This is a genomic window from Pauljensenia sp. C0170B5, assembly GCF_056590195.1.
On the sequence record NZ_JBWPVR010000001.1, the window covers coordinates 601,866 to 622,882 of the forward strand.

Sequence of the window (21,017 nt, forward strand, 5' to 3'; positions counted from 1 at the left end):
CTCGCCCCAACGATGTGCCACTATTGACGATGAAATTGAACGAATGATGAGGGAGACCGTGATGACAGATCCAATGAGTCCGGAAGGCATCACATTTACGCCGGTGTCGCCGGCGCTGGCTCGAGTGCGCACAATTGGAGTTCTGATCTTTGTCATTCCGCCTGCCCTGATCTTCGCAGTGCTGGCTATCGTGTCGTTTCCCTGGTGGTGGATCGGCACCGGAGTCATCATTGCGTACAGCATCTGGCAGATCTGGCTGATCCAGCGGCAGGTACGCGCGCTGGGATTCGCATTCAGCAACGACGAATTCATGATCCGCTCCGGCATCATGTTCCGCAATCTCAGCATTATCCCCTACGGTCGAATCCAGTATGTCGATGTGTCCGAGGGGCCGATAGCCCGTCACTACGGCATTGCGTCCATCAAGATCAATACAGCGTCCAACGAAACGGCCGGCTCGATTGATGGCCTGCCGACCGACCAGGCAGCCCAGCTGCGCGACATGCTGGCTAAGCGTGGCTCTGAAGAACTGACGGGACTGTGAGCGATATGAGCAACGAGACCGCAGACCCATCGGGCGCACCTGCGCCCACAGAACCAGCAGAGCCGACAACGCGAACGACGCCCGCACAGTCATGCTCGCCTTCGCAGTCACCTTCGTCCGCTGCATCGACTCCGCATACGAGGGCGACTCTGCCCGCTTCACGCACGCCGTCACAGTCCGAGCGAAAGAAGTGCACGGCGAGCGCCCTCGACAATGCGCTGCCGGAGGAAGGCTGGCGTAAAGTCCACCGCATTTCACCGGTCCTCAACACGTGGCAGTTCTTTGCTGCCCTGGTGGCATTCCTGGCCTACCAAGGCACCGGTGTGATCTCTGAGCTGCTTGACTCGGACGTCATCTCCCACACGCCGGGACTCCATATCGTGGGCTACATTCTGGGAGCAATCGCGCTCTTTTCGGTGCTGGTGGGCGTGTACTCCTATTGTGCGTGGAAGCGCACAGCCTACGCTCTCACCGATGAAGCCGTCTGGTACCGGTCGGGCATCATCTTCCGAGTACAACGCCACGCCCGACTGGAAAAAATCCAGGCGGTTGACATCGTCCAGCCTCTGCTTGGCAGGATTTTCGGTCTGGGCAAAGTCACCATCGAAGTGGCAGGCGGGTCACATTCGAACCTGGAGTTCGGTTACCTGAAAACTGAAACACTCCACAATCTGCGCGCCGAAATCCTCGCACTGGCTGCGGGTGTCACATCCGGATCAGCATCCGCTGCACTGGCGCGTCAGGCACGTGAAGCTGCCGCGGAAGCTCCCGACGTTGACCTCGGTGAACAGGTCGCCGCAAGTGACAGTATCGGCACTGGTGCTCCTGCTCCGGAGGCACAGGAAAATGAAGTCTTCCGTGTGCCATCTGGCCGTCTCATTGCCTCATTGTTCATGTCGGTTGGCCTGATCATCTCCTTCCTGGTGTTCCTGGCCGCCATGATCGGCATGATCGCCTTGATACTGACGGAGGGGCTGGCAGGCGTGTCAGGTTTCATCCCGATCATCGTCGGTATTTTGCCCATCGGCAGTGTTGTGTGGAGCCGTTTTGCCGGCGCGTTTGACTTCCGCGCAGGCATCTCAGCTTCGGGCATCCGTATTCGCAAGGGCCTGACTTCGACGCGTTCCCAAACCATTCCGCCGCGACGCGTCCACTCCGTGCGCATCACGCAACCCTTCCTGTGGCGCACCAAGGACTGGTACCGCGTCACCGTCTCGATGGCCGGCTACGCAGGCAATTCTTCCAACGGATCGGAAATGGCTGACGCCTCCTACGTGCTGCTCCCGGTCGGCACGCGCGAAGAAGCTGAACTGGCTGTGTGGATGGTGATCCAGGACCTGGGTGTGGATGACCCCCTCGCCCTGATCCACGACGGCCTGCATGGGGATAACCGCAGTTCCAGCCGCTACTTTGTGCCCAACCCGGAGCGCTCAAAAGTCATGGATCCGATTGTCTGGCGCAGGCGCGGCTCGGCTTTGACCGAACGGGTGATGGCGGTGCGCGATGGGCGGGTCACTCACACCTTGACGATCATGCCCTATGAGCGTTTCCAGTCTGTGAGCATCTACCAGGGGCCGTGGTTGCGCAGACGCAAGCTCGCTGTGGTCAATCCGAAACTGGTCAACGGTCAGGCACCGATTGCTGCTCCCCATCTTGACCTGGAATTCGCCACCACGATGGTTGCAACCCTGATGGAACGAGGGCGACTTCGCCGTGACCATGAGCCGCCTGAACGCTGGATGCGTCGCGTGGCCCAGTCAGTGTCCGATCCGAAGGTTGCCGAGCAGATTGAACACAGTGCCAATGCTTACGAGGATTCACCTGAGGATGTTTCGCCCGCAGCTGGAGCTGACACTGACGCCCCGCCCGCAGCGGGCTCTGACGAGCGGTAGGGTAAACACTTGTGAATCCCTTGCACGACGCGCATGAGTGCCCGAGGCGCAGCGCGCATGAGCATGCGGGCGAACCGTCGCGTCGTCCGCGCCCTGACCAGCTCCATATCGGAATCATTGGGATGGGGCATGTCGGTCCTCCCCTGGGATCCGCGCTGCGTGCAGCCGGTCACGATATCGTCGCGGTGAATGCGTCGTCACCCCAGGCGCGCGAACGTGCAGAGGTCATGCTGCCGGGAGTGCCGATCATGGATATTCCTGACGTCATCTCCGCCGCCGACCTGGTCCTCATCGCCATCCCTGACGATGCGATCGAATCATTGGTGAGCGGACTGGCAGATCTGGGAGCGTTCCGTCCTGGCCAGATCGTCGCGCACACGTGCGGAACGCACGGCGTCGCCATCTTGAACAAAGCCCAACAGGCAGGCGCACTGCCGATCGCACTGCATCCGGCAATGACGTTCACCGGCACGTCCATCGATGTGTCCCGCCTGGTGGGCACACCATTCGCCGTGACCGCGCCTGCTGCGCTGGTGCCGATTGCGCAGGCACTGGTGGTGGAGTTGGGTGGAGAACCCGTGATCGTACAGGAAAACGACCGCACCTTATATCACGCGGCACTTGCGCATGGTGCCAACCACCTCGTCACACTGATCGTGCACGCTCGACGCATGCTGGAAGCTGCCGGAGTCGAACAGTCCGGCACGTACCTGCGACCCCTGGTCGAAGCTGCGCTGGATCGCGCGCTGACCGAAGGAGAACAGGGGTTGACCGGCCCGATCGTGCGCGCCGATTCAGGAACTGTCGGCGCACACATCACCGCACTCCACAAAGCTGCGCGCCTGGCCGCCGAGGACAACGAGCAGGCAGGCGCGCGGCTGACCGATTCTGCCGACAACTACGCAGATATGGCGCAGGCAACGATCACGATGCTCACGCGCAGTGGCCGCCTGTCCCAACGCGCAGCCGACGAGCTGCGCACCGCCCTGATGGAGTCATAACCGCTTCGCCCCAGCACCTTCAATGTCGCGTGCGATCAGCGGCGCGTGCGCCAGCCTCGTCAATCGTGACCAGTTGCGCACCAATTGTGGTGGGAAGCAGGCTCAAACGGGGGAACAATAGAAGGGTCTGAAGGAGGCTGAAACGATGACCCCGATCGTTGCACATACTCGCGCCGAACTACATGATGCGCTGGCACACATGACGGGCACGCGCGCACTGGTCATGACGATGGGCGCCCTGCACGAAGGACACCTGTCGCTCGTTCGGCGCGGCAAGGAACTGGCAGATCACGTGATCGTGTCGATTTTTGTTAATCCGACGCAGTTTGCACCCGGTGAAGACTTTGACGCCTACCCGCGCACATTTGACGCCGACCTCGCCAAGCTCAGTGACCTTGATGTGGACGTGGTGTACGCCCCGACGCCCGATGACGTGTATCCGCACGAACCCGCCGTGACCATTGATCCGGGGCCAATCGCGCGCGTTCTGGAAGGCAAGACCCGGCCCACGCACCTGGCTGGCGTGGCGCTTGTCGTCACCAAGGTCATCCAGCGCGTCCGCCCCGATGTTGCGCTGTTTGGCCAAAAGGACGCGCAACAGCTCGCGATGGTACGCAACCTGATGGACGAACTCGACGTGCCGGTGCGCATCGAAGGCGTGCCGATTGCGCGCGATACAGACGGCCTGGCACTGTCCAGCCGCAACCAGTACCTCTCGGATGAGGAACGTGAACGCGCGTTGACATTGTCGCGCGCCCTGCGCACCGCTCATCAACGTGCCAACGAGGGTGACTCGCCCAGCGCAGTCGTGGAAGCTGCAGCGCAGGTGCTCGACGAAGCCGAAGGCGTGGAGCGTGACTATGTGGCGCTGACAGACGAAGCGACATTTCAGATCGTGGCGCTCGCAGACTCTGACCAGTCAGGAGTAACGGTGCCCACCACCGATCAGTGGCCCGACCGTGCATATGTGCTGCTGGCAGCGCGCGTGGGGTCGACCCGCCTGATCGACAATACGATCATTGACCGCCCAAAGGGCGCCTCGGGGGATGCCAATGACTGACCAGAGCGCACCAGCGATGGGCCCGCGCGCGGCCAGCTCGCCCGCGGAAGTGTACCGCCCGATGATATGCGGCAAGATTCATCGTGCGCGCGTCACCGATGCCGACCTGCACTATGTCGGGTCGGTGACGATTGATGCGGATCTGCTGGAAGCAGCCGACATCCGTGAAGGTCAGCAGGTGGACATTGTCGATATCAATAACGGTGAGCGGCTGACGACGTACACCATCGCCGGGCCGGTCGGTTCGGGCGTGGTGCAGCTTAACGGTGCCGCAGCCCGAAAAATCGGCGTGGGGGACCTGGTCATTATCATGGCGTACGTGTCCGTTCCAGAATCACGACTGGAATCCTGGCAGCCTCATGTGGTCTTTGTTGACCGCGACAATCACATCGTGGAATGTGGCTCTCATCCTGGTCGCGTGCCCGAGGACTCCGAACGCGCCCGCGAGCTGGATCTGCACAGTTCAGGTATGAACGAAGACAGTGGAGGCCTCCCTCGTTTTTCGAAGAAAGACTGAAACAGATACCATGGCACACGTGAGTGAAGAACTAACGCCCCAGAAACCGGCCGGACACAACGACTCAAACGCTCCTCGAAAGGAAGCGGGACAGGGCCGTGACGACGCGCCTGAACAGATGCGGATCCGTGCAGGTAAACGTCAAACCATGCTGGACGAGGGGAAGCAGCCCTACCCGGTTGAACTGCCGATCACGTCGACCATCGCTCTGGTGCGCGAGGCGTATGGACATCTGGAAGCCGGTGAAGAAACCGACGATGTGGTGGGAATTGCCGGCCGTGTGATACTGATGCGCAACGGCGGAAAGCTTTGCTTCGCCACCTTGCAGGACGGCGCAGGTGTGCGCATCCAGGTGATGCTGTCCGCCGCCTCCGTCGGACCGGACTCGCTCGCAACCTACAAGTCCGAGGTTGACCTGGGAGACCACCTGTTCGTCCACGGGCGAGTGATTTCATCCAGGCGCGGAGAACTGTCGATTATGGCAGAGCCGGGGGAGGGCGAGGATGCCCCCGCATGGAAGATCGCATCCAAGGCACTGCGTCCACTTCCCAAGACCTACACCGCTGAAGACGGCACGGAAATGGCGTTGTCGGAGGACATGCGCGTGCGCCGCCGCTACCTCGACATGATCGTGCGCCCCGCAGCTCGCGAGATGGTGCGCATGCGAGCCAACGTTGTGCGTTCACTGCGCGACTACTTCCGTGACGCAGGGTTCATCGAAATTGAGACGCCGATGCTGCAGGTCCTGCACGGCGGTGCGGCAGCACGCCCGTTCTCAACACACATGAATGCCTACGACACGGAGTTGTACCTGCGTATCGCCCCTGAGCTGTATCTCAAGCGCGCAGTTGTCGGTGGTGTTGACAAGGTCTTCGAGATCAACCGTAACTTCCGCAATGAAGGCGCTGACTCGTCACACTCACCTGAATTCACAATGCTGGAAGCGTACGAAGCGTACGGAACCTACGACACGATGGCCACGCGTACCCGTGATTTCATTCAGAAAGCCGCGCGCGACGCACTGGGAACCGAAGTCGTCACCCTGCCCGACGGTTCGACCTACGACCTGTCGGGATCGTGGGAGTCGATCAGCCTGTATGACTCGATTTCAGACGCGGTCGGAACCGCGATCAGCCCGCAGACTTCGCGCGAGGATTTGGTGCGCATCGCAACAGATCTGGGCGAAGAGATCCCCGACCACTACGTCAATGGCAAGATTGCGGAAGTCATTTTTGAAAAGACCGTGGGGGACAGTCTGTGGGCCCCGACCTTCGTGCGCGACTTCCCGGAAGATTCCTCACCGCTGGTACGAGGACACCGCTCAAAGCCCGGCGTGGTGGAAAAGTGGGATCTGTATGTGCGAGGGTTTGAACTGGCCACAGCCTATTCGGAACTGGTCGACCCCGTGATCCAACGCCAGCGCTTCGAAGCCCAGGCACTCGCCGCTGCTGAAGGCGACCCGGAAGCTATGGTGCTGGACGAGGACTTCCTGATGGCGATGGAATACGGCATGCCTCCGTCGGGCGGCATGGGAATGGGGCTGGATCGCCTGCTCATGGCTCTGACGGGGCAGGGAATCAGAGAAACCATCACGTTCCCGCTGGTCAAGAAGATCTGATCCGCTACGAGCTGCCTGCACCACCACACTGCATCGATGGGAAAGATGCAACCATGATGAATCGGGGCCGGGCGAGCAAGAAGCGACTGCTCATTGTCGGAGCGATGATGGCAGCCCTGCTCACAGCCTGATGCCGCGGTGCAGACCAATCGACTGCGCAGGCGCAAGCAGTGGAGCTCAAATACGGGTACTGCTTGCTAGTGGCATTAACCTGCTCGACGTACTTGCTTACCGGCGACTTTCGCCCGTCGACCGTGCCCGTTTGGCAGTGACTTTCGCCTGTTGAGCGCATCTGCCTGGCAGGACACATATATGCCGGCCGTATCTGCTCACGAGCCCTACGCTCCGAAACTTCTCAGCCAACATGCAGGTTCTGTGTTTACATTAAACGAAAGGCACCTGCTGGCTCCCATGTGCTTTCATGTGGCAGCGCCCAAAGATGCCCTCGTACATCAATAAAACGACGCAGAACCACTAAGGCAGTAATTCGTGACGAACTTCGTGAAGCAAACGCAAGCGCTCAAAGCGGATCGGGCGATCGGCGCTCTGACTGGACTTGCTCTCGGTGATGCGCTCGGCATGCCCACGCAATCGATGAGCCATGAGGAGATTCATCAGGCGTACATCCGTGTGGACGGCCTCGTCGATGCGAGCCCGACGCAGCCCATCGCGCCCTCCATGAAAGCTGGCCATGTCACCGACGACACCGAACAGGCCCTCCTGGTTGCCTCCCTGTTGATCGACGGTGACGGGCACATTGATTCGCTTGAACTGGCGCACCGCCTGCTCGCGTGGGAAGACACGATGAGAGCGCGAGGATCCCTCGACCTGCTCGGCCCCTCCACCAAGAGTGCACTCGAAGAAATCCGTGCCGGCGCCGAATACGGCACCACTGGAACGGAAGGCACGACCAACGGCGCCGCGATGCGGGTGACGCCGGTGGGCATAGCCATCGACATGCGCGAGGCCGAAGCGTTCGCGCGCGTAGTGCGCGAATCATGCATGGTGACGCACAATACGACGCAGGGTTTTGAAAGTGCTGCGCTCGTCGCCGGAGTCGTCAGCCTGGGGATCAACGGGTTGGATACCCTGTCAGCACTTGAACTTGCGCTGACCGAAATCGACCGACTGGGTTCGCCCGGACACTGGAGTCCGCGAGCCAGCGTCGTTGCACGCACGCAGTACGCCCATAATCATGCCCGCAAGAGGAACGAGGAAGACTTCGCAACCTGGCTGCGCGAAATGGTGGGAACATCCGTCGAATCCAATGAAGCTGTTCCGGCCGCGTTCGCGCTGGCGCGCCGCTACGCGCAGCAGCCCTATAAAGCTCTGATCCAGGCCGCCAATATTGGAGGCGACACGGACACAATCGGCGCGATTACCGGCGCAATGCTGGGTGCGACATGCGGTGTCAGTGTCTTCCCGAACACCGTCATCGAGCAGGTGATGAGCGTGTCAGGCATCGATGTGGCAACCCCCGCGCTCGAATTGCTTGACGTGCGTGAACGGGCCCGTTAGCGAGACGATCGCTGACCGTGCTCGCGGTTCATCCGGTTGAGCAGTGCGCGTGCCGCTTCGGAGTCGACCACCAGGTGCGTCATCACCCCGGCACGCAACGCTCCCAGCAGGGGAATCGCTTTCGAGACGCCAGAAACGACGCACAGCCGCACGGGGATGCGCCGCAATACGTCGGGCATGGGACCGGATGCTCGATGGTTGAGCTCCATATTCGTTGAGCCGTCTTCGCGGATCAGTACTGTACAGACGTCGCCCACTACTCCGTCGGCGCGTGCTGCGTGAAGTTCGGTGGCGTCAAGATATCCGCCCGAATACACGTGCGAGGGGAGCGCTGCGTCGAGCGAACCCACACCGAACAGTGCCACGGTTGACGACTCGATCGTCGTCAGGACCTGGCGAATTGAGCGTTCGCGCCACAGTGCCTCTTTAGTGTCGGCATAGTCGAAGAACGCGGGGACGGGGAAGTAGACCGTCTGGCCACCAAACGCTTCAGCAGCGCGCGACATGATTGAACCCGCGTACGGGACACCTGACTGTGCCGCATTGCCGGCCCCGTTGAGCTGGACGACCGTGACGTTGGGCAGGGGAGTCCTGGCCAAGTGGCGCGTGACTTCTGCTGTTGTATTGCCCCAGGCGATTCCAAGCGTGGCGCCAGGTTGCATCAAGTTGGCGAGCTGCGCCGCGGCCACCTGCGCCACCGATTCAAGCGTGGCGACAGGGGTGTCTACTGATGAAACAGGGACGACGACTGCGTTGACGTGGAACGCCTGCGCGATTTCGCGTTCCAGGTCGGTGCGCGCACCGGCCAGGTCCTGCACCTGGATGCGCACCAGTCCCACCTCTTTGGCGTAGGACAGCAGGCGTGAAACCGACGAGCGCGACATGTTCAATTGGGAGGCTATCGCCTCCATCTTTTCTTCGCGGATGTAGTACAGAACGGCCGCTTGCAGTGCCAGCTCATCACGTTTGCTCACGACTCCCAGTCTCTCATGCACAAATGCCCAACACCTTTGGGTAGACGTGCATTTCTGAGATAATGAAGGCAACAACTCGTCAAGCACGATCGAGAAGCGCGTCTAAGAGCGTGATCGATTAGCGCGAGCAGGCAGCGCGACTAAATGTCGCGATAAAGAAGTACGGTCCAACAACACGATCGATGGAGACGCAGATGAGTATCCCAGTTCTATCACCCACAGCCCGACACGATGCCCTGCAGGAAATGGCGTCAGGCCCCGAGCTGGATGTACTCGTCATCGGTGGCGGAGTGACAGGAGCAGGTATCGCCGTTGACGCCGCCACGCGTGGCCTGCGGGTGGGAATCGTGGAAGCGCAGGACTGGGCCTCGGGTACCTCGTCGCGCTCCTCGAAACTGGTGCACGGCGGGTTGCGCTACCTGTACCAACTCGACTTCAAACTCGTGAACGAATCCTTGCGGGAACGCGGTCTGCTGCTGACGCAGAACGCTCCTCACCTGGTGAAGGCGCAGCCGTTCTTGTGGCCGTTGAAGATTCCGGTCATTGAGCGCACGTATTCGGCTATCGGTGTCGGGATGTATGACGTACTGGCCCAGTTTGCGCACCGCGGGTCTGTTCCGATCCAGAAGCATTACTCGAAGAAAGGGTCCCTGAAGCTGGCGCCCGCCATCAAACCCGATGCGTTAACAGGATCGATCGTCTACTACGACGCGCGTGTAGATGATGCGCGCCTGGTGGTGACGCTTGTGCGCACGGCGGTGCGTTACGGTGCGCTGGCTGCCAACCGGGTTCAGGTTCAGGAACTTGATCAGGATTCCTCTGGCCGGGTTCGAGGGGCGCATGTGGTGGACCTCGAAACTGGCGAAGACTTGCATATCAAAGCTCGTAGCGTCATCAATGCGACGGGTGTGTGGACTGAGAAAACGCAGTCGCTGGCGCACACCGGCGGGGGACTGAAAGTTCTGGCATCGAAAGGTATTCACATCGTGGTGCCCAAAGATGCGATCAAGTCGAAAGTCGGTATCTTCCTGCGTACCGAGAAATCCGTGCTTTTCATTATTCCGTGGAAGCGGTACTGGATCATCGGCACGACAGACACCGCCTACCATGAGGATCGCCTCGAACCTGTTGCCGACAGGGAGGATATCGACTACCTGCTTGAACATGCCAACTCGGTGCTGGCGACCCCGCTGACGCGTGACGACATTATCGGCACGTATGCCGGTCTGCGTCCGCTGCTTCAACCCGGAACCCTCGACAATGACGAAACCAAGTCCACGAAAGTGTCGCGTGAACATACGGTGACGGAAGCCGCTCCTGGGCTGACGGTGATCGCGGGAGGCAAGCTGACGTCGTATCGCCAGATGGCGCAGGACGCAGTGGACTTTGCGCTCGGCTCTGGGGCGAAGAACAAGCCGTGCGTCACAGAAAAGACACCGCTCGAGGGAGCGAACGGCTACTTCGCGATGTGGGAATCCCGCAAGAAATTGGCGCAGGAGTCTGGTCTAAGCGTCGACCACGTCGAAGATCTCCTGGATCGGTACGGGGCCGATATCGAGTTGGTGCTGTCAATGATTAAGGAGGATCCTTCTCTCGGAGACGAGTTGCCCGGCGCGCCCGAATATCTCAGGGCGGAAATTGCATTCGGCATTGCGTACGAGGGAGCCCTGCACATCGAGGACCTGCTGACACGTCGTACCCGCATCCACTATGAGCACAAGGATCGCGGAGTGGAATCCCTGGATGCGGTGGCTCAGATCGCGGCTGCAATGCTGGATTGGGATGAAGAAACGACCGCGCGTGAGAAGGCGTCGTATCAGGCGCGATGCGATGCTGAGCGTGAAGCCGAAGGCATCTGGGATGAGAAGCAAGCGCAGGCCGTCCGCGAGCAGGTAGAACCGATCCGGCCCTTCAAGGACGTTGCTCCTGACGTCCAGGGCTGAATCAGCACTCAGCTTTGTCCCCGGTCAACGCCGCGTCGCCCCGCTTGGCTAACGGTGCGTTGCGCGGAGGCTCGGGGATGATGCACCCTCACGCTTTACCCCGGATAGCGTGGCCTCGTAAGACCTTGACCGGTTGTCGCCACGAGTCGGCACTATCTTGACGGGTGCTCGTTGGGCCTGTCGTGGGTGCTCCGTTGATCAGGCCATGTACCGCTCGCTGCACAATGCGCTAGATCTTAACCTCTTTCGTGCACGAACCCCTAGATCCTGAATGCTCTCCTGCACGAACCCCTAGATCTTAGGGGGATTTGTGCACAACCCCCTAGATCAACAGAGGACGGGACATCCCTCGAAAATTGGAATGTCTTGTGACCTGCGTTTTGAGGAACGCGGCACAATGACGGGGCGTTAGATCTAGGGGATCGTGCAAAAAACAGGGAGAATCTAGGGGTATGTGCATGTGCGAGGGGTAGATCTAGGGGATCGTGTATGTGCGAAAGACAGATCTAGGGCATGGTGCACGAGGCTCGCGGTGAGCAGACAGTGGGCACTGCGAGCTATCTGATCTGGGACTCCTCACGCGGGTTTGGTCACTGAGAAAGCCGAGCCTGTAGCACAACCACGCCAGCATGCCATCGCGGCACGAGTGCATCGGAAAGGTGCTGCTTCCGAAAAGCGTTGAGGGAGGGGCTTACAGGAATGCGAAGGGGTCGAAAGCGTCCAGATCGATGATCTGAAGCCGAGGAAGCACCACCTGGAAAGCGTCGAGGTCATGCTCGAGGTCGAGCACCTCAAGTCCCTCGTCAACAAGCTCCTGGAGCTGGGCGGAAAGGAACTCCTTGAAGCATACGATCGCGACCTTGCGCCCCATTGACAGGAGCTCGCGGACCTGCGGGACAAAGTCTCCGTCATGGCTCGCCAGGATCACTGAGGCGCCATCGAGTTCTGCGATGGCTGACAGGGTTTTTTGAATGCCGACGTCGACAACCTTGACGGTGGGGGACTCGCACGCCAGAGGGATTGGTGTGTAATTCATGGCGGTCAGAGCCTGTATGAAACCCATCGGGAGGTGCCCATTGGAACCGTTGAGGAAGAACAATCCTTTCGTTGGCTGGCTCCATGTGTGGGTCGCTGCATCGAGAACGCGGTCCCAGCGGGGACGTTCCTCCGGATTAGGGCGGCGTTCCAGAACTGACATACCTAATGTTGCATCTATGTTTTCGCCATCGACGACTAAATATGTTATTTCATCCATGGATTACAGATTAGTCCCAGGCGTTTCAGAAAGGAAACGTGTTTTCATACTCAGTCTTTTAAAAGTTCAACATATAAAACGTCCCATCACAATAGAGGTGATGGGACGTTTGAAGAATCTCGGCGTGTACGCGGCGAACTACTCGTGCTTCTTCAATGCAGCCAGACGCTGCTCGATCTCAATCTGCGACGAATCGGTTTCCAGCTCTGCGAACTGGTCCTCAATGCTGGAGGACGCGACTTCCATCTTGCCCTGAGCGAGCGCCTCGGCGCGGCGGACGCGATCCTCGTAGCGTGACAATTCAGACGTCGGATCCAGCACGTTGATCGTGCCAAGCGCATCGTTGACCTTCGTCTGTGCTTCGGCGGTGCGCTGACGAGCAACCAGAGAATCGCGCTTCGACTTCAGCTCAGACAGCTTGTCCTTCATGACAGCCAGGCCGTCCTTGAGCTTGTTGACAACCTCGGTCTGCGAGGCGATCATCGGCTCAGCCTGCTTGGCTTCGTTCTCGAACTGGATCTGCTTGCCGATTGCGACTCGCGCGAGCTTATCCCAGCGGTCGGCTTCCTCCTGGTTGCCAGCTTCGCGTTCCTGATCAGCCTTGTTCGAGGCAGCAGCCGCCTTCTGACCCCAGTCAGCAGCAAGCTTGGTGTCCTGCTCATGGTCGCGTTCGGCCAGGCGCAGGTTTCCAACTGTTTGTGCGACAGCATTTTCAGCTTCCGCAATCGAGTTGGTGTAATCGCGAATCAGCTGATCAAGCATCTTTTGTGGGTCTTCGGCACGATCCAGCAAAGCGTTAATGTTGGCTTTCGCCAGCTGTGCCATTCGTCCTAGAATTGTCTGCTTCTCTGCCATCGGGGCTCCTCCCGTATCTCATGACGTGATTCGTCTCACGCTTCGATTCAATACTATAGATCTGTGGCATCCGCTGCCTGGTGACGACGACAACTCAGTTACTTTTCGGCTCTCAGCGATGCCATGGAAGGGGCAAGAAATGCTGAACAGGCACACACGTGACTCTGACCAGGGCTCACCCACACCGAAGAACGATGCTCTTGACCGGGGTACACCTGACCAGGGTGCGCCCGCACCTGCGAACGGCGCTCCCAGCTGGGGCGCACCCTCACCCACGGTTGGTGCACCTGAGCACTCAGATGAAGACAGCCAGCCGCTCGCGCGCATTGAAACCGGCAATCCCTCGGCCCCCACCACGATCTACCTGCTCCACGGCATCACGAGCTGCGCCGGTGCGATGGCCGACCTTCAGCTTCGCTTGGCGCATCCTTCGCGTCGCATTATCGCCTTGGATGCCAGGGGACACGGTTTATCGCCTCGCTGGAGTGACGATCAACTTGCGCGAGCAGGCGACCAGCTGATCGACGATGTTGTGAACGCGATCGAACGGGACCGGGCGTGCAGACGATCTCCCTCGCACCAGATCTTTCACCAAGCAGCGTCCCCCTCGGGCACAAATCGTGGGCCGCGAACAATCCTGATCGGGCATTCGATGGGAGCAGCGACGGCGGCGGCAGTCGCGCTGCGCAGGCCGGACCTCGTGGACGCAGTCGTGGCTGAAGACCCCGCACGTTTTGGGACGCGCTCGTCCGAAGAGCTTCATGAACGAGGGAAACTGCGCGCAGCTAAGATTCAAGAAACTGCGAATGACCTGGTCGGTGCACTGACGCGTGAGCTGGCGGCAGGGGCCGCGCCGAGCAGTGAGATTTTACCGGGTCTGTGGGCGAGCCAGCAGTGCGACTCGCGGCTTCTTCAGACGGGAGTCGTCGCGCCCGAAATCAAATGGGAAGAAGTCATGGCAGGACTGAAGGTGCCGACCCTGGTTGTCACTGGCGATGTTGTGGGTGAATCGCGGGTCGGGCTCGAGGGGATGGAGATCCTGCGCCAAATCGGCAACCGGTGTGTGGAATGCGTGATCGTGCACGGCGGAGTGCACAATGTGCGGCGCTCGCGGCCGCAGGGTTACTTTAATGCGGTCCTCCCGTTTATCGCGCGCATAGAGGCCAGTGGTAATGGGGGAGGAAATCACTGGTCGACGCGAGTGGACGGTGACGTGGCTGAAGGCCCGGCTGGCTCGAGCGAGTAAGTGAATCGCGCGCCAGGAAGGCTCCCTGCCCAGCGAGCCGGTGTCGTCAGTGAACCGGAGGGGCCAGCGGCTGAAATCGCCGCCAAAGGCGCTGCCAAGACGTCAGCGGCTAAAGCCGCCGCCGAAGCTCCCACCAAAACCGCCGCGGCTGAAGCCTCCGCCGAATCCGCCGCCGAATCCTCCGCCGAGGCCGCTAGAGCCACGACGCGTGAAACTGCCACCGACAGAGCCACCCACACCGCCGCGACGCGTGAACTTTCCGCCACCGTAGCGTGAACCGGAACCGTCCCAGTAGCCTCCGCCGCGGTTAGAACCCAGGCTGGAGCCGAACAGGGTCCACAAGAAGGGGTTGCTCAGTAACGAATCGGAATCGAAGAGATTATCCTGATTGCCACGCTTACTCGCCTCGATGGCTTGATGCGCCGCCTGATAGGCAGTCTTGGACGCTTCCTCGGATTGAGCGGGGTCGGAGTCAACCAGCTCTTCAGCGCGCCGCAAGGCTTCTTCGGCACGGGCGAGAGCTGAGCGAGCATCCTCAGGTGAATATGCACCCGAGGAGCGCACAAATTGACGCGCACGCTCAACCCAAAGTCGTGCACTGGACAGCTGCTTGTGGGCACGCTCAATTGCGCGCTCGCTCTGCTCAGCCTGGGAGCGCAATGGATCCAACGCGGCGTCGAGTGCACTTTCTGCCAGATGCAGCGACTCCAGGGCTTCCAGCGGATCCGCCTGCTTCTTCAGCGCCAGCCTGCCCTTATCCACCGCCTCATGCGCATCGGCAAGCATCGGCGCAAAGGCCTCCTGGTCGGCACCCAACTTCGTCACGTCCGCAAGATCCGAGCTGATCGAGGCAATCGCGCGCGACAGATTGTCCGCAGCATGCGCCACATTTTCCTGCGCCTTCAAAATCGCGTCGACCTGCACCTGCGCAAGACCCAGCGCGCGCTCGGCAATATCGAGAAGCTGGTTGGCGCGCCCGCGGTCCGTATTCAACAGTCCGTGAGCCTCATCGGCAGAAGTGCGAGCCGATTCGATCAAGGTGCGCGCCTGCTCAGGGTTGTCGAGCAGCGAGGCGATCATCGTGTGCGAATATGCAGCCGTCAGGGTGCGCAATTCGCCCTCGGCAACGCGAATATTGCCTTCGATCTGGTTGATGCGTTCGCGAACAGCGCGTTCACGCTCATCAGCGCTGGCCTCTTTCTCACGCATCACAGCGAACTCGTCGTGCTGTTGAGCGAGTGGCCCCATCGCTTCTTCGAGCGCCTGGAGGATAGTCAATGCGGCTTGTCGCTTCGTGCCCTCGTCATCTGATTCGAGCAGTTTCTGCTGATTCGCGAATTGAGCGTCTACAGTTTTGCGCGCGCGGCGGATCGCCTCGTCGTAGTCCTGAGTGCGGTTGCGACCAAACTGGGCGCGAGAATACGACAGCTCATCGGTGGCACTGCGAACAGTTTCGTCAGCGGCGAGCAGGCGTTGACCCGCCAGCGATACCAGCTCCTCGGTGCTCATATCCGCATACTGACCACGCGCACCCTGCTGCCCCTGCTGCCTCTGCTGCGGCCTGTTGCGGCGCCTGAGCCAATACAGGGCAATGAACAGCACGGGAAAGCCCGCGATCACCACCGCGATCGCCCAGAACGAGGTGCCCGACCCGGACTGCGACGGCGAGCCTGACGAGGAATCTGACGGTGACGGTGCACCCGACCTGGTCAAGGCATCAGCAACCGCGGTACTTGCGGCGACGAACTCATCGCTCGTAATGGCCCCACTGCCCTGATTGATGACGTCAGTTGCCGCGTCGAATGCTGCAGACAGGTTTGAGTTGGCTTCGGAATGCCCGCACATGCCCTGAAGCTGGTCATCCAAGGCCAGCACGTACAGGCTCGCTTTGTCCTGCCCGGTCGCGTCGATGAAATTGTCGAGGGCGTCCTCACACCAGTCTTCAGGAGAAAGTGAATCAAATGAGGAGATAGCGGCAAAAAGTACCGGGTGGCCGTCGCTCTGCGCCGCAGATGCACGTTCTTGCAGGGTGGAGTGCTGATCTGGCGAGAGCATCGAAGACGGATCCACCACCCACGATCCTGACTCAAAATCCAGCTCATCGGGAGATACTGCCCACGAAGGTGAGGCAATCACGCAAGCGGCAATCAACCCGATCGCCAGCATCCATGCTCGTTTCAACGTCTTCATCGCTGCTCCTCACGGGTTGCCGCTTCATCAGAATGTCGGCATAATTCTTTCTCTTGATAGCCTACTGTTTTCGACGTTTCTTCGATAGATTTATGAGGGTGTCCGTCGGTCGCCTCGCTGCGCGGCTGGCGAAAAACAGCCTGGAGAATCGCCCGGGACAGCTTCCCGGCTTATCATAGACAGGACACATGCGCGCCACCGCGGCGCGCACACCGACCCCGAAGGGCGGCACAGCTGCCCTGAGGGACTCTACTTTAAAAGGAGCGCGATCGTGCCGACCGGCAAAGTGAAGTTCTTCGATGCTGACCGTGGCTTCGGCTTCATTGGTGGAGACGATGGAGTTGAGGTTTTCCTCCATGCCTCTGCACTGCCACCCGAGACACCTACGCTCAAATCAGGAACCCGCGTTGAGTACTCGGTTGCTGACGGACGTAAAGGGCCCCAAGCTCTTTCCGTGCGCGTCATTAAGGAAGCTCACTCCATCGCAAAAGCGCACCGTCGCCGTCCCCAAGCCATGGTTCCCGTTGTTGAGGACCTCATCAAACTGCTCGATGACGCGTCGAACTCACTTCGACGTGGCCACTACCCAGAAAATGCGCGACAGGTAGCCAAAATGCTGCAAGCTGTCGCAGAGGATTTCGATGCCTGAAAAGACAACGCGACCCAGGAGTCGCAAGAAAGACGTCGTGCTGGAAGGCGCGGTTGAGATTGCGCGCCAAGCCGCTGAAGACGTCGCACGCCCCGGCACAGTTGGTGAACACGTCGGCATCCGCGTCGACGGTGACCGCTTGCTCACCCATCTGTTCGACAACCTCGATCCCGGTTATCGCGGGTGGACATGGGCAGTGACAGTTGCCCGCGTTCCGCGTGGACGCAAAGCAACGATCTGCGAAGTCGACCTTATCCCCGGTGACGATTCGCTGCTTGCACCGCCGTGGGTGCCATGGGCTGAGCGTCTGACTCCCGACGACCTTTCACGCTCAGATGTCCTGCCGTATCGCGCAGATGATGAGCGCCTCGATCAGTCCTACGAGGACGCCGGGGAGAATCCAGACCTGCCGACGACGCGTGAACTTGGCCTGGGCCGTGCGCGCGTCCTTTCAACCGAGGGCCGTCGCAGTGCCAGTGAACGCTGGTACCACTCTCAGCAGGGTCCGGCACGAGGCCGCCTGGCGAAAAATCCGTGTTCGACCTGCGGATTCCTGGTGAAGCTGCCAGGGGAGTTCCGCACAGTATTTGGTGTGTGTGCCAATGAGTGGGCTCAGGACGATGGAAAGGTTGTCAGCCTCGACCATGCGTGTGGTGCACACTCGGAAACCGATACACCGAATCGGAAAACTCAGTGGCCTGTGCGCCCATCTCACGTCAACGATTTTGGAGTGGAAACGGTCGAGCTGGGGCAGGCGAACCAGGCAGGTCTCCCTCGTCAATTTGTGCCCGTGACGAGGCCTTAAGGTGCCTGACGAGGTGGCGCGGCGTTATATCGGTCTCTTTCAGCACTACCCAGCTTGAAAAAGTCATGTCGAGCGGGGCACCATTTTCAGGTGAGCTCCAAAAATTCCAAGCAGCGCAACAATGCGCGCAATCACAGTGTAAAGAATCAGAAAAACGCCGCAGCTCAGTCACAGCGTTCTGCAAGCAGCGGTGTTGCACAAAACGGTCTCGATCGTTTCTTCCACATCACTGAACGTGGTTCCACGGTGGGCCGGGAAATCCGCGGCGGCTTCGTCACCTTCTTCTCGATGGCCTACATCCTGGTGATTAACCCGATCATCTTGTCGTCAGCTCTTCCTGAGAACATCTCGACCCAGGCAGTCGCCGCCGGCACCGCGCTTGTCGCAGGCATCATGACCGTCCTGATGGGTGTCGTCGCCAACTACCCGTTAGGCCTGGCAGCAGGCATGGGGTTGAACGCTATGGTGGCATTCACCCTGGTCGGCGCATCAGGTCTGACCTTCCAGGAAGCAATGGGCCTGATCGTGTGGGAAGGTATCCTCATCACGATCCTGGTGCTGACAGGCTTCAGGGAAGCGGTCTTCAAGGCGGTTCCTCGCCAGTTGAAGACCGCTATTTCTGTGGGCATCGGTCTGTTCATCGCTTTTGTCGGTCTGCTGAACGCCGGCATCATCCGTCCGGGCGGAACACCCGTCCAGCTCGGTGTTGACGGCTCCCTCGACGGGTGGCCCGCAGTGATCTTCGTCTTTGGCCTGTTCCTGACGATCATCCTGTACGTGCGCAAGGTGCGTGGCGCCATCCTGATCGGCATCCTCTCATCGACCGTTCTGGCCATCATCATCCAGGCGTTCGTGAAGATCGGGCAGAAGTCCGACGAAAACCCGACCGGCTGGGGACAGTCAGTTCCTGAAATCGATGGCGCACCGGTGGCTTTTCCTCAGTTCTCCTCCCTCTTCCAGGTCGACATGTTCGGCGCATTCGGCAAGCTGGGACCCCTCGCAGTGATTCTGCTGGTCTTCTCGCTGATGCTGGCTGACTTCTTCGACACGATGGGAACGATGGTGGCCGTGGGCGCCGAGGGTGACCTGCTGGACGAAAAGGGCAACCCGCCGCGATCCAAGCAGATTCTGCTCATCGACTCCGTTTCAGCAATGGCTGGCGGTATGGGTGGCGTCTCCTCGAACACGTCCTTCATCGAATCAGCGGCCGGCGTGGGCGAAGGCGCACGAACTGGTCTAGCATCGGTAGTGACGGGATGTCTGTTCCTTGTCTCGACCTTCCTTGCACCGATCGTCAACCTGGTGCCGACTGAGGCTGCCTCAACGGCTCTGGTCTTCGTCGGGTTCCTCATGATGGTGCAGGTTACCGACATGGAGTGGCACAAGCCCGAAATAGCGATTCCGGCATTCTTGACGATTGCCTTCATGCCGTTCGCCTACTCGATTTCGGTAGGTATCGGCGTTGGATTCATCGCTTACACAGCCATTCAAATAGCGATCGGCAAAGCACGCAGGATTCACCCGCTCATGTGGGTCGTGTCGATTCTGTTCGTGGCCTACTTCGCGTTGGGCCCGATTCAGCGCGCACTGCTTGGCTGAACGCTCAACCTTTAAGGAGTAGTTCGTCAGGTGTCCCGGACCTTCCACTCGCTGCGCTATACCAACTTCCGCTACTGGTTCATCGGCAACATCATTGCCTCGACCGGTACGTGGATGCAGCGTGTGGCTCAGGACTGGCTGGTTCTCACCGTCCTGACGGATAACGAAGGGTTCCAGGTCGGCGTGGTGACAGCACTGCAGTTCATACCACTGCTGGTGCTGTCACCATGGGCCGGTGTCCTGGCAGACCGCCTCAACCGCAGACACCTCATTCAGGCCATGCAGGTCTTGACTGCGGCTCTCGGGCTGATCCTGGGTGCCCTCGTGCTGACGGGCACCGCCCAACTGTGGCACGTCTACGTGCTGGCCCTGATCGGTGGAATCGGATCGACCCTCGATTCACCTGCCCGCCAGGCATTCGTGTCCGAACTTGTTCCCGCTGAATCACTGCCGAACGCAGTGGGACTGAATTCAACTGCTTTCAACTCGGCCCGCCTCATCGGACCGGCACTATCTGGCCTGGTCATTGATTGGGTGGGTCCGGGCTGGGTCTTCATCATCAACGGTGCGTTGTTTGCGGCGCCTGTGATTGCGCTGGCACTGATGCGCACAGATGAGTTGAACGCTCAGCGTCACGTCAAGCGCGAGAAGGGTCAGATCCGCGAAGGTCTCGCCTACGTGCGCTCGCGCCCCGACATCATCCTGATCCTCATCGTCGTGTCCGTGGTGTCAGCCCTTGGCATGAACTTCCAGATGACCTCCGCCATGATGGCCACAGAGGTCTACCACCGTCAGGCCGGCGACTACGGAATTCTTGGTTCCTTCATGGCGATCGGAGCGCTGACCGGCGCCCTTATCGCAGCACGTCGACGCGTACCGCGCCTTCGCCTGATTGTTCTGGCTGCAGCAGCATTCGGACTGGTTGAAATCATTCTGGGACTTGCACCCAACTACTGGTCGTTCGCTCTCATTTCGATTCCGACTGGCCTGGCGATGCTCACCATGATTACCGCGGCCAATGCCGCCATCCAGATCTCCACTGCTGAGGAGATGCGCGGACGGGTCATGGCACTGTACTCGATGATCTTCATGGGATCCACTCCGCTGGGAGCCCCGCTGATCGGCTGGATAGGTCAGCAGTTCGGTGCCCGCTGGTCAATCCTGATCGGAGGAATCTTCTCCCTCCTGATCGCTATTGCAGCCGGCGTGTGGGCGATTATCCACTGGGAAATCCGCGTCCGACTGCACTGGTCATTCCACCCGCTCGAAGCGGTCGGCCCTGTTGAACGCGCCAGGGCCGTTCAGGATGCGGCCGAGGCCACCCGACGCGCATCCGAAGGTGGATAGCGAC

General features: G+C 60.1%; 17 protein-coding genes. 13 read left to right on the plus strand and 4 right to left on the minus strand.

Annotation, left to right across the window (positions count from 1 at the left end; all coding sequences use genetic code 11):
• Positions 1-61 precede the first annotated feature (61 nt).
• From AC1EJZ_RS02715 to AC1EJZ_RS02745, 7 genes are all read left to right on the plus strand, one after another.
• Positions 62-544, plus strand: coding sequence for a PH domain-containing protein (locus AC1EJZ_RS02715; protein WP_070727929.1), 483 nt, complete (start codon positions 62-64; stop codon positions 542-544).
• A 5-nt stretch (positions 545-549) separates the two neighbouring features.
• Entirely contained in the window at positions 550-2,436 is a 1,887-nt protein-coding gene (locus tag AC1EJZ_RS02720) for a PH domain-containing protein (protein ID WP_480293904.1), read from the plus strand.
• Between the two features lie 11 nt (positions 2,437-2,447).
• Positions 2,448-3,437, plus strand: a complete 990-nt coding sequence (locus AC1EJZ_RS02725) for a Rossmann-like and DUF2520 domain-containing protein (RefSeq protein WP_480293905.1) — start codon at positions 2,448-2,450, stop codon at positions 3,435-3,437.
• A 145-nt stretch (positions 3,438-3,582) separates the two neighbouring features.
• Entirely contained in the window at positions 3,583-4,497 is a 915-nt protein-coding gene (gene panC / locus AC1EJZ_RS02730; RefSeq protein ID WP_480293906.1) for a pantoate--beta-alanine ligase, read from the plus strand.
• A complete protein-coding gene (gene panD, locus AC1EJZ_RS02735; RefSeq protein WP_480293907.1) occupies positions 4,490-5,014 on the plus strand; it encodes an aspartate 1-decarboxylase in 525 nt (174 codons plus the stop codon). The genes panC and panD overlap by 8 nt, the downstream gene beginning before the upstream one ends.
• 10 nt (positions 5,015-5,024) lie before the next feature.
• Complete coding sequence (gene lysS / locus AC1EJZ_RS02740; protein ID WP_480293908.1) at positions 5,025-6,632, plus strand: lysine--tRNA ligase; 1,608 nt, start codon at positions 5,025-5,027, stop codon at positions 6,630-6,632.
• A 501-nt stretch (positions 6,633-7,133) separates the two neighbouring features.
• A complete protein-coding gene (locus tag AC1EJZ_RS02745) occupies positions 7,134-8,150 on the plus strand; it encodes an ADP-ribosylglycohydrolase family protein (RefSeq protein WP_480293909.1) in 1,017 nt (338 codons plus the stop codon).
• Here the strand turns inward: AC1EJZ_RS02745 and AC1EJZ_RS02750 are convergent.
• Positions 8,147-9,085 carry a sugar-binding transcriptional regulator gene (locus AC1EJZ_RS02750; RefSeq protein WP_480293952.1) on the minus strand — a complete coding sequence of 313 codons (939 nt, stop codon included), beginning with the start codon at positions 9,083-9,085 and terminating at the stop codon, positions 8,147-8,149. The genes AC1EJZ_RS02745 and AC1EJZ_RS02750 overlap by 4 nt on opposite strands.
• A gap of 233 nt (positions 9,086-9,318) precedes the next feature.
• On the opposite strand from AC1EJZ_RS02750, the gene AC1EJZ_RS02755 reads away from it, so the two are divergent.
• A complete protein-coding gene (locus tag AC1EJZ_RS02755; RefSeq protein WP_058237254.1) occupies positions 9,319-11,067 on the plus strand; it encodes a glycerol-3-phosphate dehydrogenase/oxidase in 1,749 nt (582 codons plus the stop codon).
• 691 nt (positions 11,068-11,758) lie between these two features.
• Here AC1EJZ_RS02755 and AC1EJZ_RS02760 read toward each other — a convergent pair.
• Together AC1EJZ_RS02760 and AC1EJZ_RS02765 are read right to left on the minus strand one after the other, a co-directional pair.
• Positions 11,759-12,322, minus strand: a complete 564-nt coding sequence (locus tag AC1EJZ_RS02760) for an NYN domain-containing protein (protein ID WP_070727632.1) — start codon at positions 12,320-12,322, stop codon at positions 11,759-11,761.
• A gap of 138 nt (positions 12,323-12,460) precedes the next feature.
• The gene (locus tag AC1EJZ_RS02765; RefSeq protein ID WP_070727629.1) at positions 12,461-13,177 is read right to left on the minus strand and encodes a PspA/IM30 family protein; all 717 of its coding nucleotides are present in this window, start codon (positions 13,175-13,177) and stop codon (positions 12,461-12,463) included.
• 139 nt (positions 13,178-13,316) lie between these two features.
• On the opposite strand from AC1EJZ_RS02765, the gene AC1EJZ_RS02770 reads away from it, so the two are divergent.
• A complete protein-coding gene (locus AC1EJZ_RS02770) occupies positions 13,317-14,423 on the plus strand; it encodes an alpha/beta fold hydrolase (protein WP_480293910.1) in 1,107 nt (368 codons plus the stop codon).
• A gap of 102 nt (positions 14,424-14,525) precedes the next feature.
• Here AC1EJZ_RS02770 and AC1EJZ_RS02775 read toward each other — a convergent pair whose 3' ends face one another.
• Positions 14,526-16,613: a hypothetical protein gene (locus AC1EJZ_RS02775; RefSeq protein ID WP_480293911.1), complete on the minus strand. Its 2,088-nt coding sequence runs from the start codon at positions 16,611-16,613 to the stop codon at positions 14,526-14,528.
• Between the two features lie 271 nt (positions 16,614-16,884).
• Between AC1EJZ_RS02775 and AC1EJZ_RS02780 the strand changes: the two genes are divergently transcribed.
• From AC1EJZ_RS02780 to AC1EJZ_RS02795, 4 genes are all read left to right on the plus strand, one after another.
• Positions 16,885-17,262, plus strand: a complete 378-nt coding sequence (locus tag AC1EJZ_RS02780; protein ID WP_058237249.1) for a cold-shock protein — start codon at positions 16,885-16,887, stop codon at positions 17,260-17,262.
• On the plus strand, positions 17,255-18,067 hold the full coding sequence (locus AC1EJZ_RS02785) for a DUF3027 domain-containing protein (protein ID WP_092648824.1): 813 nt from the start codon (positions 17,255-17,257) through the stop codon (positions 18,065-18,067). The genes AC1EJZ_RS02780 and AC1EJZ_RS02785 overlap by 8 nt, the downstream gene beginning before the upstream one ends.
• 225 nt (positions 18,068-18,292) lie before the next feature.
• A complete protein-coding gene (locus AC1EJZ_RS02790) occupies positions 18,293-19,666 on the plus strand; it encodes an NCS2 family permease (protein ID WP_257590441.1) in 1,374 nt (457 codons plus the stop codon).
• Between the two features lie 30 nt (positions 19,667-19,696).
• Entirely contained in the window at positions 19,697-21,013 is a 1,317-nt protein-coding gene (locus AC1EJZ_RS02795) for an MFS transporter (protein ID WP_092648822.1), read from the plus strand.
• Positions 21,014-21,017 lie beyond the last annotated feature (4 nt).

Coding starts and splice junctions, on each gene's coding strand:
- AC1EJZ_RS02765 (WP_070727629.1), bottom strand. CDS start 13,177: ATGGCAGAGAAGCAGACAATTCTAGGACGAATGGCACAGCTGGCGAAA.
- AC1EJZ_RS02760 (WP_070727632.1), bottom strand. CDS start 12,322: ATGGATGAAATAACATATTTAGTCGTCGATGGCGAAAACATAGATGCA.
- panC (WP_480293906.1), top strand. CDS start 3,583: ATGACCCCGATCGTTGCACATACTCGCGCCGAACTACATGATGCGCTG.
- AC1EJZ_RS02715 (WP_070727929.1), top strand. CDS start 62: ATGACAGATCCAATGAGTCCGGAAGGCATCACATTTACGCCGGTGTCG.
- lysS (WP_480293908.1), top strand. CDS start 5,025: ATGGCACACGTGAGTGAAGAACTAACGCCCCAGAAACCGGCCGGACAC.
- AC1EJZ_RS02720 (WP_480293904.1), top strand. CDS start 550: ATGAGCAACGAGACCGCAGACCCATCGGGCGCACCTGCGCCCACAGAA.
- AC1EJZ_RS02785 (WP_092648824.1), top strand. CDS start 17,255: ATGCCTGAAAAGACAACGCGACCCAGGAGTCGCAAGAAAGACGTCGTG.
- AC1EJZ_RS02755 (WP_058237254.1), top strand. CDS start 9,319: ATGAGTATCCCAGTTCTATCACCCACAGCCCGACACGATGCCCTGCAG.
- panD (WP_480293907.1), top strand. CDS start 4,490: ATGACTGACCAGAGCGCACCAGCGATGGGCCCGCGCGCGGCCAGCTCG.
- AC1EJZ_RS02775 (WP_480293911.1), bottom strand. CDS start 16,613: ATGAAGACGTTGAAACGAGCATGGATGCTGGCGATCGGGTTGATTGCC.
- AC1EJZ_RS02770 (WP_480293910.1), top strand. CDS start 13,317: ATGCTGAACAGGCACACACGTGACTCTGACCAGGGCTCACCCACACCG.